Raw genomic sequence first — 12,030 nt, 5'->3', positions numbered from 1 at the left:
ATGGACCGCCTGAAATGCATGGAGGTGTTCGTGCAGGTCGTGCGCGGGGGGAGTCTGACTGCCGGTGCGGCGGCCTGTGGCATGTCGCCGGTTACAGCGACGCGTCACGTGCAGGCGCTCGAGGCCCGGCTCGGCCAGCCGCTGTTGCGTCGCAGCGGGCGGCGTCAGGTGCCGACGGCGCTGGGTGAGCGCTACTTCACCGAGTGCGCCGAAGTGCTTGCGCGTATCGAGACCGCCGATGCCTTGGGGGATGGCGGGCCTGCGCGCGCGTCGATGACGTCGGCGATAGCGGCGATGGCGCGGCCCGTCGGTCAGCTTCGTGTGAGCGCGCCTACGACCGTTGGCTCGCATCTGCTCATGCCGATCTTCGCCGAGTACTTGCAGACGCATCCGGACGTCGCGCTCGATCTCGCGCTCAAGGACCGCGCCGTCGATCTGGAGGAAGAGGGAATTCACGCGGCGTTTCAGGCGGGCGGCAGCCCGGAGCCGGGATTGATCGCGCATACGTTGCGCGGCGTGACGCGCGTGGCGTGCGCGTCGCCCGGCTATCTCGCGCGGCGCGGCATTCCGCGCCAGCCCGCCGATCTCGCCGGACACGATTGCCTCGGCTTTCGCTACGACGATCTGCTCGGGCGCTGGACGTTCGATCCTGCGGGCGGTCATGTGGGAGTGACGGGCGCAGCAGGCCCAACGCGCGACGCACGTCTGACCGCGCACAATCCGCTCGCACAACTTCAGGCAGCGGTGCACGGCATGGGCATCGCGCTGCTGCCCGAATATCTGCTGGCGCCGGAAGTCGAGGCGGGACGTCTGGTGCGCGTGCTCGAAGCGCAGGCGCAACTGAGTGAGCCGATGCATCTCGTGCATCTGGCCGGGCGCTATGTGTCGTCCAAGCTCGACGACTTCGTGCGCTTCGTGGTGGCGAAGCTCGGGCCGGATGCCTGTGCCGTGCCGACGTCGGGCTGATGGCGGTTGATAGCGCTTGAGCGTGGATGCGCGCGGTCGACGACGTTTGGATGACGGCCCAATGCCAACGGTGCCACGGCGCGGCGTCGTCAGTCGGCAACTTCGGCTAAGATGCTGCCATCGACATCCGGGCCGATGCGATATCTCCAAGAGCGGGCCGCCGAGCCCGCCACTTCTCTGATGCGGCAATCATGCGACATGGCATAGCATGGCGACGCAGGTTCGCCTGCGCGGGCGCGGCACTCGTCTGGGCGACGGTCTGCGCGGCACAGCCCCCGCAGTACAAGAACGACGCCGAATTGATGGGCGCGGCCATCGCCTCGCCGGAAGGCGTGGGGCAGGTGCTCGACCGGCTCGTGCAGAAATGCGGGCTGTATGGCGAGGCGACCAAGGCGCACGGCAATGCCGTGTTGCGCGCCTGGCAAGCCAGGCACCGCGACTATCTTGCCGAAGGGCAGCGCGTGCGTGCCGAACTCGGGGCCGTCTACACCGATCCGGAGGCGAAGCGGCGCTTCGACGACCTGCTTGCCAACCAGTTTCCGAGGCTCGTCGAGCGTCAGTTCGTTGTCTACGCGAACACCATCGACGACCAGCCGACGCAGGCCGCCAAGGCCGACCTGTGCGACGGCTACTTCAATGCCGTCGAGGAGCGTCAGTTCGATCTCACCGTGAACGATCCGGAACTGGCCGCGTTCTTCGACAAGCGCATCGCCGAGCGTGCTTCGGCGGCGACACCCCCCGCCGTGCTGCCCGCCACGCCGGATACTCCTGACGCGCCTGCGCCTGCCAGTTCGGCCGGCAATACGCCGGTGAGCAAGTAACGCATCAGGTCTGCCACGGGACGAATGCGCTCGCCGAACGGCAGCGGATCACGTCCACGGAAGAAGAGCCCGCGCGCGACGTCGCCCCGGACGGCTTGCGCGAGCTTGAGGTCGATGCAGAACTGCCCGATGCGCGCCACGCCATCGCGCAACCCGCATGCCTGCAAGCAATCGAACCCCTCCAGACACTGACGCACTTTGGCCTTGGCCTGTAACGCGGGCTGGCGCGAGAGGTACTTCTTCAGCCACGGCGTGAGCACCGCCCGCGCCGGAAGACCGGCCACGCTGGTGAACTCCGCGATGTCCTCTGGCCGCGCGCTGGCGAGCACTTCCTTGAAGGCCGGGTGCGCGTCGGATTCTTCGGTGACGGCGAACGCCGTCCCCAGTTGCACGCCCGCCGCGCCCTTGTCGAGCCACTGCCGCACCTGCTCGTGCCGATGGATGCCGCCCGCGACGATCAGCGGCACACGCGTCCATTCGATGCCCAGCGACGCGTAAATCTCGCGGCATTCGTCGAGCACGCGGTCGAAGGAAAAGCGCGCATCGCCCAGTTCGTCGACGCGCGATGCACCGAGATGGCCGCCCGCATGCCCGGGGTGTTCGATGACGATGGCGTCGGGCAGCCGTCCCTTTTTCATCCATTTGCGCAATATGAGACTCACGCCACGCGAGTCGGAAAGAATGGGAATGAGGGCGACGTGCGGATGCGACGCGGTGAGTTCCGGCAGATCGAGCGGGAGTCCCGCGCCCATGACGATGGCGTCCGCACCGCTCTCGCACGCCTGACGCACCAGCGACGCATGCGCGCTCACGGCTTTCATGACATTGACCGCAATGAGGCCGTTGCCCCCGGCAATCGACTTGGCCGCACGGACTTCGCGGTCGAGCGCAATCAGATTGACGGCTTCGATGGCGGCCTTGATGTCGGCGGCGCTGTGGCTGCCGTGCATGCAATCGATACGGGCGAGCAGGTCCGGATGATGATGACGCAGGTCGATGCTCGCGATCGTGCCCATGCCGTTGTGCTTCGCCACCGTGCCCGCCAGCCGGTGCGCGGAGATGCCGATTCCCATGCCGCCTTGCACCACCGGCACCAGCCGGCGGCCGGCCAGCGTCAACCATTGCTCGTTCATGTCAGTTCCGTTCGTCGAGAGTTGCCCGCGGGCATGCCTGCGGCATGTGGGCAGGGCAGTTCCGGCAGTCTGACATTCGCGTGACGAACGGTTCTTGCGATGGGTCAAGCGCAGGGGCGCTCAGGGCGATGTGTCGGTGCGGCATGGTGTCGCAGGGCGGGGCACTGTGCCGAGCGCGATGCCGCCGACGATCAGCGCCAGCGCAAGCCAGACGTCGAGCCCGAGCGACTCGCGCAGGATCAGCGCCGACGCCAGCGTGCCGATCACCGGCACGCCGAGCAGGCCGAGCGACGTCACCCCGGCCGGTAGTCGACGCGTGACGACGCCCGCGAGCCAGTAAGCGATGCCGCCACCGACCACGCCGCCATACGTCAGCAGGCCCGAGAAGACTGCCCAGCCGGTGACGCGCGGCGCACCATCGACGATGAACGCCATGGAGCACAGGCTCACACTCGCGAGCAACAGTTGCCACGGACTGAGTTCGAACGGGCCGTTGACCCAGCGATGCGCCCGCATGTGGACGATGGCGATGGCCCAGACGAAGGCCGACAGCAACACGAGCGCATTGCCGAAGACGGCGTGGCGGTCGTGCCAGTCGAAGGCCAGTGGGTTGAACATCACGGCAAGCCCGAGCAGCCCGCAGCCCAGACCGATCAGCCGCCTCGCCGTGAGCGCTTCACCCAGCCACAGACGCGCGGCAGGCATCACCCAGAGCGGCGTGGTGTAGGCGAGAACGGCGGAACGCCCGGCACTGACGTATTGCAGGCTGAGCGCGACGAGCAGCGAGAACACCGTCATATGCAGCACGCCGACGCTCAGGATGACCGGAAGGTCGCCACGTCTGGGCCACACCAGGCGCCGAGTCATGGCGCCGATGACGAACAGCGTGGCCATGCCGACGACCGAGCGAAGCGCTGCACTCCACCACGGTGACACATGCGCGAGCAAGGCCTTGCTGACCGGCCAGTTCACGCCCCAGGTCACGACGACGATGGCGAACAGCACGCCCGCATGCGAGCGCACGGACGAACGGTTCGGAGCGAGACGTTGCAGGCTGGCAGGCAGATTCACGTGCCCGGACTCCGCGAGGGGATGGAGGAAAGCGCCGCGCAGATGAGGCGGTGCGCACTGTCCCATCACGGTAAGGCAGGCGTGGACGGTGGAGAAGCGCCAGAAGTGAGGTAAACGGTGGTGCCACGGTGGCGCGGCACGCGGGGCGCTGAGTCGTGCGGGGCGGCGCACGACTCAGGGGGGGCGTCAGGCCTTCGGCGGCGTGCCGCTGAGTTTCATGCACAGGCCACGCAGGAACACGCGAATGCCGTCGGACTTGCCGAGTTGCGGACGGTGACGGAAGACGTCGTAATCGGCGGCTTCGATCATGTCGAGAATGCGCAGCCCGCCGTGTACCACACAGCACAGCTCCAGCCCGAAGCGGCCCGGCACGCGGTTGGCGAGCGGGGCGCCGCGCAGCATCATCTTGCGGGCGGAATCGACCTCGTAGCGCATCAGGGCGCGCCAGTTGTCGTCGTACTTCTGGGCGCCGATGTCGGCGTCGGTCACGCCGAAGCGCGCCATGTCGTCCTGCGGCAGATACACCCGTGCCTTGCGCCAGTCGACTTCGACGTCCTGCCAGAAATTGATCAGTTGCAGGGCCGAGCAGATATCGTCCGAGCAGGCGATGTTCTCGGGCGTGTCGAGCTTGAACAGCCTGAGCATGATGCGACCGACCGGATCGGCGGAGCGGCGGGTGTAGTCGCGTAACTCGGCGAAGGTGCCGTAGCGCTTGGTCTCGATGTCCTGATCGAAGGCCGAGAGCAGGTCCGAGAACGGCTGCACCGACAGTTGGTGCTCGGCGATCACGCGGGCGAGCGCGGCGAACAGGGGCTTGTCGGGCGAGGTCGGCGTGCCGGCGGCGATCTTGTCGAGTTCGGCCTGATAGGCGGCCAGTCCGGCGTGGCGCTCGGCGTTGGTGGCGTCGCCCTCGTCGGCGATGTCGTCGGCGGTGCGGGCGAAGTTGTAGATCACGCCGACCGGCGCGCGCATCTCGCGCGGCAGCAGGACGCTGGCGACCGGAAAGTTCTCGTAGTGCTCGATCTTGGCTTCGGAAGTCATCAGGCTGGTGAGGCAAATTAGGGCAATGCCGCCCGGATTCGGGGTGTCGGAAACGCGTCCGGCCTGAAACCGACCGTCGCGGGTCGGCATCGGCCGGCCGGCCGAGGTCGGAGGGCGGCGCGCAATGCCCCGAGATTCTATGTCATCGCCCCTCATCCTGTCGGGAAAGTCGTGCCAATCCCCGGTATACTTCACCCTTTGCCGGATTTTTCCGGCGTTTTGCAGTGTCACCCTGTTCCCCTGTAGGACGAGGAGCCTCGTGAGCGTCGCCGAACCGATCGAAATTTCGCCTGAGCAAAGCAGTGCACGCGTGGCGTCGGGCAGCAGTTTCTATGCTGCCATGCGCATTCTGCCGCCCGCGCAACGCGAAGGCATGTTCGAGATTTATGCCTTTTGCCGCGCCGTGGACGATATCGCCGACGACGGCGACGACACGTCGGCGAACCGCATGGCGCGTCTGGCCGTGTGGCGACGTGATCTGGCCGATCTGTACGAAGGCCGCCCGACGCCGTCGCTCGCGAATCTGGCGCGTGCCGTCAAGCAATTCGGCCTGAAGCACGAAGACTTTCTGGCGGTCATCGACGGCATGGAAATGGACGCCTGCGGCCCCATCGTCGCCCCCGATCTCCCGACGCTCGATCTTTACTGCGACCGTGTCGCGAGTGCCGTCGGCCGTCTGTCGGTCAAGGTGTTCGGCATGCCTGAGCAGGACGGCATCGATCTGTCGTATCACCTCGGCCGGGCGCTCCAGTTGACGAACATTCTGCGCGATATCGACGAGGATGCCGGCATCGGACGCGTGTACCTGCCGCGCGAGACGCTGGCGGACGCCGGTATCGTGGGTGCGACGCCGGAGACGGTCGTCGCCGCGAAACTCGACCGTGCCTGTGCGCCGCTCGTCGCGCAGGCGCGTGAACACTACGCCCGGGCGCGCGCGATCATGGCGCGGCATCCGCGTCGCGTGGTGATCGCCCCGGCGGTGATGGCGCGCGCCTATGGTGCGATTCTCGACAAACTCATTGCGCGCGGCTTTGCCGTGCCCCGCGAGCGCGTGCGTGTTCCGCGCTGGCGTCTGATTCTGATGCTGCTGCGGCAGATGGCTTTCTGATGGCGGGCACGGTTCACGTCATCGGCGCCGGTCTCGCAGGGCTGGCCGCCGCGGTCAGGCTCGCCACGCGTGGTGTGCCCGTGGTGCTGCACGAAGCGGCGCCGCAGGCCGGTGGCCGCTGCCGCTCGTATTTCGACCGTCAGTTGAATGCCGTGATCGATAACGGCAACCATCTGGTGCTCTCGGGCAACTCGACGATGCGTGAGTTCACGCGCACCATCGGGTCCGAACATACGCTCACCGGTCCCGGTCGTGCCGAGTTCGCCTTCGTCGACCTCGATAGCGACGAGCGCTGGACGGTGCGTTTGTCGGAAGGCCGTGTGCCGTGGTGGATTTTCGATAAGGGCGCTCGCGTGCCCGGCACGAAGTGGTCGGACTATCTGTCGCTGGCGCCGCTGTTGCGCGCCGGGCCGGACGCCACGATGACCGACGCCATGAATTGCCCGCCCGTGCTGTACAAGCGGCTGATTCATCCGCTATTCCTCGCCGTGCTCAACGCCGACCCGGCGGAGGGTTCGGCGCAGATGGCCGGCGCCGTGATTCGCGAGACGCTGGTGCCTGGCGGCAAGGCTTGTCATCCGTTGATCGCGAGCGAAGGACTGGATGTCACATTCGTGACGCCCGCGCTGGCCTATCTGGAAGCCAAGGGGGCGCGCGTCATGATGCAACACCGCGTGCGGGCGCTGCACTACGCCGCCGATGGCAGCCGTGTCGAATCGATCGATTTCGGCGATGGCCCGGAAGCATTGGCCGCCGACGATACGGTCGTGCTCGCGGTGCCGCCGAACGTGGCCGCGTCGCTGGTGCCCGATCTGACGACGCCGGACGAATACCGTGCCATCGTCAATGCGCATTACCAGGTGCCGCCGCCGCCGGGCTGCCCGCCGATGATCGGCGTGGTGAACGGTGTGAGCGACTGGATCTTCTCGTTCGACGGGCGGTTGTCGGTGACCATCAGCGGCGCGGATCATCTGCTCGACGAGTCGCGGGAATCGCTCGCGTTGCGCATCTGGGAAGAGGTCGCCAAGGCCTGCAAGATTCCGTCCACACCGATGCCGGTGTGGCAACTGGTGCGTGAGAAGCGCGCCACGTTCGCGGCGACGCCGGCTCAAGACAAGCGTCGGCCCGGTGCGAAGACTCGCTGGCGCAACCTCGTGCTCGCCGGCGACTGGACGGCCACCGGGCTGCCCGCCACGATCGAAGGCGCGTTGCGCAGCGGCAATCGTGCCGCCGACATGTTGCACCGGACCTGACCCGGGCGACTGTCGCCGCGCTCGCCGGCCATCGTGCCGGCGCCGCCCACAGCAGGAACGTTTCATCGGCGCATCGTCTTTACCGATGTGTAAAGCGCGCCACTTTATCGTCTTTACGCCTTGAACAGGCAAGAACGCCATGGATACGATACGCGATGCTTCCGACAAGGAAGCGCGACGCACGGCCACTGCCACGGCCGTGGACCTCAAACTGCATACCGAACTCGCCCAGAAGGTGAGCACGGCGATGGCGACGCAGACGCTGGAAACGGGTATCGACCGTTCGATTACCGCGCTGCTCGACCTGCAACAGGACGACGGTCACTGGCTCTTTGAGCTGGAAGCCGACGCGACGATTCCGGCCGAGTACGTGCTGCTTCGTCATCATCTGGGTGAGAAGGTCGACGCCGAACTTGAGGCGAAGATTGCCGCGTATCTGCGTCGCATTCAGGGCGAGCACGGCGGCTGGCCGCTGTTCTACAACGGCAAGTTCGACATGAGCGCGAGCGTGAAGGCGTACTTCGCGCTCAAGATGATCGGCGATGCCGTCGACGCACCGCACATGGTGCGCGCCCGCGAGGCCATCATCTCGCGCGGCGGTGCGCAGAATTCGAACGTCTTCACGCGCATTCTGCTGGCGTTGTACGGCGTGCTGGAGTGGAAGGCGGTGCCGATGATGCCTGTCGAGATCATGCTGCTGCCGCAGTGGTTCCCGTTCCATCTCTCGAAGGTGTCGTACTGGGCGCGCACGGTGATCGTGCCGTTGCTCGTGTTGCAGGCCAAGCGCCCGCTCGCGCGCAATCCGAAGGGCGTGCAGATCGATGAGCTGTTCATCGGCAGCCCGAAGGATGTCGGTCCCCCGAAGCGCGCGCCGCATCAGAGCCGTTTCTGGTTCACGTTCTTCTCCGGCGTCGATCACGTGCTGCGTGCGCTCGATCCGTTCTTCCCGAAGAAGCTGCGTGAGAAGTCGGTCAAGCGTGCAGTGGCGTTCGTGGAAGAGCGTCTGAACGGGGAGGACGGTCTCGGCGCCATTTATCCGGCAATGGCCAACGCGGTCATGATGTTCGACGTGCTCGGCTATCCGGAAGATCATCCGAGTCGTGCGATTGCACGCAAATCGGTCGAGAAGCTGGTGACGCCGGCCGATCATGAGACGTACGTGCAGCCGTGCCTGTCACCGGTGTGGGACACCGCGCTGTCCGCGCACGCGCTGCTCGAAACCGGGGACAAGCGCGCCATTGAACTGGCGGGCAAGGGGTTGGACTGGCTCGTCCCGTTGCAGATTCTCGATGTGCGCGGCGACTGGATTTCGCGTCGTCCGAATGTGCGTCCGGGGGGCTGGGCCTTCCAGTTCGCCAATCCGCACTATCCGGACGTGGATGACACTGCCGTCGTGGCGATGGCCATGGACCGCTATGAGAAGCTCGCCGGAAAGTTCGAGAACGACAAGATCGATGCGAGCACGCGCCCGATGCGATACGCCATCGATCGCGGCACCGAATGGGTCATCGGCATGCAGAGCAGCAATGGCGGCTGGGGCGCGTTCGAACCCGAAAACACGCATCTGTACCTGAACAATATTCCGTTCTCGGATCACGGCGCGTTGCTCGATCCGCCAACGGTCGACGTCTCTGCACGCTGCCTGTCGATGCTCGCGCAACTGCCGCAGTCGCCGGAGCGCCGTGCCTCGGCGGCGCTGGCGCTGAAGTACATCCTCGACGATCAGGAAGCCGACGGTAGCTGGTACGGCCGCTGGGGCATGAATTTCGTGTACGGCACGTGGTCGGCCATGTGCGGTCTGGCGGGCGCGGGCATTGCGCCGGAGCATCCGGCGATGGTGAAGGCCGCCCAGTGGCTCCTCTCGATCCAGAACGCCGACGGCGGCTGGGGCGAAGACGGCGACAGCTACAAGCTCGAATACAAGGGCTACGAAGCGGCGGCGAGCACGTCGTCGCAGACGGCCTGGGCATTGCTCGGTCTGATGGCGGCGGGCAAGGCCGAGCATCCGGCGGTCAAGCGCGGCATCGACTATCTGCTCAATACGCAGAACGAGGAAGGCCTGTGGGACGAGGAGCTGTACACGGCGACGGGTTTTCCGCGCGTGTTCTATCTGCGTTATCACGGCTATCGAAAGTTCTTCCCGCTGTGGGCGCTCGCACGCTACCGTAACCTCACGGTGCGCAACGATTGCCCGGTGCCGTGCGGCATGTAAGATCGACGCACGTCGCCTGAATCGGGAATTCGTCGCCCCGGCATCGCGCGCTTTGGGTTTCGCGTCGATGGCCGGGGCGAGTCGTTTGTCGTCGTTATTGCCACTTTCGTCGTAATCGCTGAAGGAAGCGTATGAGCCAGCCCATCGTCGTCGTGACCGGTATGCCGTTCGAAGCCCGTATCGCCCGGGGCGACGGGGTGCGTGTCGTCTGTGCGCAGAACAGCACGCTGGCAGGCGAACTCGAAGCGACGATTGCGCGTGAGGGCGCCCGGGGGCTTGTGAGCTTCGGTACGGCCGGTGGGTTGATTCCCGGTGTGACGGCGGGGCAGTGGGTCATTGCGCAAAAGGTGCTCGACATGCCGCAGCAGGCACGCGAGTACGTGACGTCCATTGCGTGGGCCGACGCATTGCATCGTGCCATCCCGCGAGCCCTGCGCGCCGATATGGCCGGCGTGACGGCCCCGGTGGTGAGTGCCGCCGACAAGGCCGCGTTGTTCCGCGAGAGCGGTGCTGCGGCGGCCGACATGGAGTCGCATATCGTGGCGCGTGTGGCGCAGGCGCATGGATTGCCATTCGTCGTGGCGCGCGTGGTGATCGATCCTGCCGAGCGGTCGCTGCCCCCGGCGGCGCTCGCCGGGATGCGCAGCGACGGCTCCACCGACATCCTTGGGGTGCTGCGCTCGCTGGCGGGCAATCCGCTCCAACTGCCCGCGCTGCTACGCGTGGGGCAGGACGCCGGACGCGCCAAAAAGGCGATGACACATGGCCGTCAGATCGTCGCGTTGCGCCTCGGCGAAGGGTTTGGGGCGGCAATGGCCGGGATTTGATCCTTTGACGCGCTTGACCTGACAACGTTGACAGGTGGCAGCGAACGACTTTTGCCCTACGGTATAGCAGCGTGACCGGTGCGACCTCGTGTGAACGAGGCGGCACATCGCGTCGTTGATGTCCCATCGAACCTGGGCGAAAGGAGCACGTCATGACCGCACTTCGAAGAATGCTTCATGCGGCTGCATTAGGCCTGGCGCTATGCCTGGCATTGCTTCACGGGCCGGCTCATGCGGTCGTTGCAGGTGGCATGGCGATCGTGTATCGAACGTTTCCGGTCGTCTCCGGGGGGTATCACGATATGGAGTTCACCATCACCGTGACGAAAGAGCCCGGATACAACGGAAGGACCTATTGGGCGCATCAATGGAGTTTCACGGGAACACAGGATTCCGGATATGTCGGACTCCAGAGTGTATCCGGTTACGACAAGATATTGAATTTCTCGATCTGGAATGCGACCGGATGGAGAGACTCGACGGGTGCGAATTGCGGCTACTTCTCCCACGAAGGTAATGGTGTGCAGTGCTGGATCAATTACGCATGGAAGGAGGGCGTGACGTATAAGGTCAGGGTCGCCAAGGACGGGGCTGATGGATGGCGCGCGACGATCATCGATACTCAGACCAATGCACAAGTCGCCGTGGCCACGATCGTCGTGCCGACCTCTTACGGCGGACTATCGCAACTGGTTGAATGGGTCGAGAATTTTTCGCAGGGGCAGAACGAACTGCCGAGTTGCGCGGCTGTTCCGACGGCGATTGCGGTCTACGGCGTTCCCACGGCAAATGGCGGCACGGTGAGACCCTCCAGCACCCGCACCAATACCTACGGCAATTGCATGTCGGTTGCCAAATCGTTCTGTTCGACAGAGGCAATTTGTACACTGAGTGCCAATCCGTCGGCGCCTTTTCAGGAAAAGCAGTTGAGAAACACCTTCTCGGGGTATTGCCTGGACTTGTTGAGCGGTGGTGCGGCTGCCGGGTTGTATCACTGCTCGCCCAACGCGAATCAGATCTTCAGTCATGATGTGCAATATCGTTTGCATCGCGTGAGTCAGCCAGCGCAGTGCCTGGGGGTGGATGGCAACGATCGTGTCGTCGCGCAGGCGTGTTCGGACAGCGCTAGGCAACAGTGGTTGAAGGTGCCGCGAACCAGCACATATTTCAATGCGGGTACGGCTAAGTGTCTCGATCCGCTTGAACACGCCGCGCTTGAGGCGCCTCTGAGAGCTTTCACGTGCCTCGGCACTGGGTTGCAGCAATGGACTGCGCCGTGAGACGCGCAGCGTCACGCTCAGCATTGACTCAGGCGGGAATCGCGGCACGCGTCACGCGTAAAGTGGGATGTGCGCAGGAAAACCTTGGGGAATCCCCCCAGTTTGTGTCGCGTATCTCTCTGCTTGCGCCGATCTCCCGCCCTGTCTGACATGGCTTTGGTGCGAGCGATTCGTGGCGCTCCGGCGTCAGGAGCCAATCCTGAAAGTGACCCCTCGGTCGGTCGGAAAGGATGACGGGGCATCCCCACGTTGCTTACGCACGCCACATGCTTGCGGGAATCGATGGGGATTGCGACACCGTCGTCGCCGGTGAGTGGG

General features: G+C 65.3%; 9 protein-coding genes. 6 read left to right on the top strand and 3 right to left on the bottom strand.

The features are described from left to right. Positions 1 to 966: a LysR substrate-binding domain-containing protein gene (locus tag PCA20602_RS16535; protein WP_150722162.1), complete on the top strand. Its 966-nt coding sequence runs from the start codon at positions 1 to 3 to the stop codon at positions 964 to 966. Positions 967 to 1,618: 652 nt separating this feature from the next. Here PCA20602_RS16535 and PCA20602_RS16525 read toward each other — a convergent pair. The 3 genes from PCA20602_RS16525 to hpnC all read right to left on the bottom strand — a co-directional run bounded on the left by PCA20602_RS16525 (position 1,619) and on the right by hpnC (position 5,032). Next, entirely contained in the window at positions 1,619 to 2,920 is a 1,302-nt protein-coding gene (locus PCA20602_RS16525; RefSeq protein WP_246182196.1) for an NAD(P)H-dependent flavin oxidoreductase, read from the bottom strand. Positions 2,921 to 3,040: 120 nt separating this feature from the next. Next, positions 3,041 to 3,991, bottom strand: a complete 951-nt coding sequence (locus tag PCA20602_RS16520) for a DMT family transporter (protein ID WP_246182195.1) — start codon at positions 3,989 to 3,991, stop codon at positions 3,041 to 3,043. Positions 3,992 to 4,177: 186 nt separating this feature from the next. Beyond that, positions 4,178 to 5,032: a squalene synthase HpnC gene (gene hpnC / locus PCA20602_RS16515; protein ID WP_150722160.1), complete on the bottom strand. Its 855-nt coding sequence runs from the start codon at positions 5,030 to 5,032 to the stop codon at positions 4,178 to 4,180. 259 nt (positions 5,033 to 5,291) lie between these two features. Between hpnC and hpnD the strand changes: the two genes are divergently transcribed. The 5 genes from hpnD (at position 5,292) to PCA20602_RS16490 (ending at position 11,712) form a co-directional block, all read left to right on the top strand. Beyond that, positions 5,292 to 6,140, top strand: coding sequence for a presqualene diphosphate synthase HpnD (gene hpnD, locus PCA20602_RS16510; RefSeq protein WP_083254095.1), 849 nt, complete (start codon positions 5,292 to 5,294; stop codon positions 6,138 to 6,140). Continuing rightward, complete coding sequence (hpnE, locus tag PCA20602_RS16505; RefSeq protein ID WP_150722159.1) at positions 6,140 to 7,393, top strand: hydroxysqualene dehydroxylase HpnE; 1,254 nt, start codon at positions 6,140 to 6,142, stop codon at positions 7,391 to 7,393. The genes hpnD and hpnE overlap by 1 nt, the downstream gene beginning before the upstream one ends. Before the next feature lie 247 nt (positions 7,394 to 7,640). Beyond that, on the top strand, positions 7,641 to 9,605 hold the full coding sequence (gene shc / locus PCA20602_RS16500; RefSeq protein ID WP_150722320.1) for a squalene--hopene cyclase: 1,965 nt from the start codon (positions 7,641 to 7,643) through the stop codon (positions 9,603 to 9,605). Between the two features lie 131 nt (positions 9,606 to 9,736). Continuing rightward, on the top strand, positions 9,737 to 10,432 hold the full coding sequence (locus PCA20602_RS16495) for a phosphorylase (RefSeq protein ID WP_150722158.1): 696 nt from the start codon (positions 9,737 to 9,739) through the stop codon (positions 10,430 to 10,432). 152 nt (positions 10,433 to 10,584) lie between these two features. Beyond that, positions 10,585 to 11,712, top strand: a complete 1,128-nt coding sequence (locus PCA20602_RS16490; RefSeq protein ID WP_150722157.1) for a DUF3472 domain-containing protein — start codon at positions 10,585 to 10,587, stop codon at positions 11,710 to 11,712. Positions 11,713 to 12,030 lie beyond the last annotated feature (318 nt).

This window comes from Pandoraea capi (assembly GCF_902459735.1).
Lineage (GTDB): Bacteria > Pseudomonadota > Gammaproteobacteria > Burkholderiales > Burkholderiaceae > Pandoraea > Pandoraea capi.
This window is presented reverse-complemented; position numbering and strand designations above follow the sequence as displayed.

Excerpts from the sequence above, each read along its gene's own strand:
- PCA20602_RS16525 (WP_246182196.1), bottom strand. The coding sequence starts at position 2,920 with ATGAACGAGCAATGGTTGACGCTGGCCGGCCGCCGGCTGGTGCCGGTG.
- PCA20602_RS16490 (WP_150722157.1), top strand. The coding sequence starts at position 10,585 with ATGACCGCACTTCGAAGAATGCTTCATGCGGCTGCATTAGGCCTGGCG.
- hpnE (WP_150722159.1), top strand. The coding sequence starts at position 6,140 with ATGGCGGGCACGGTTCACGTCATCGGCGCCGGTCTCGCAGGGCTGGCC.
- shc (WP_150722320.1), top strand. The coding sequence starts at position 7,641 with ATGGCGACGCAGACGCTGGAAACGGGTATCGACCGTTCGATTACCGCG.
- hpnC (WP_150722160.1), bottom strand. The coding sequence starts at position 5,032 with ATGACTTCCGAAGCCAAGATCGAGCACTACGAGAACTTTCCGGTCGCC.
- PCA20602_RS16495 (WP_150722158.1), top strand. The coding sequence starts at position 9,737 with ATGAGCCAGCCCATCGTCGTCGTGACCGGTATGCCGTTCGAAGCCCGT.
- PCA20602_RS16535 (WP_150722162.1), top strand. The coding sequence starts at position 1 with ATGGACCGCCTGAAATGCATGGAGGTGTTCGTGCAGGTCGTGCGCGGG.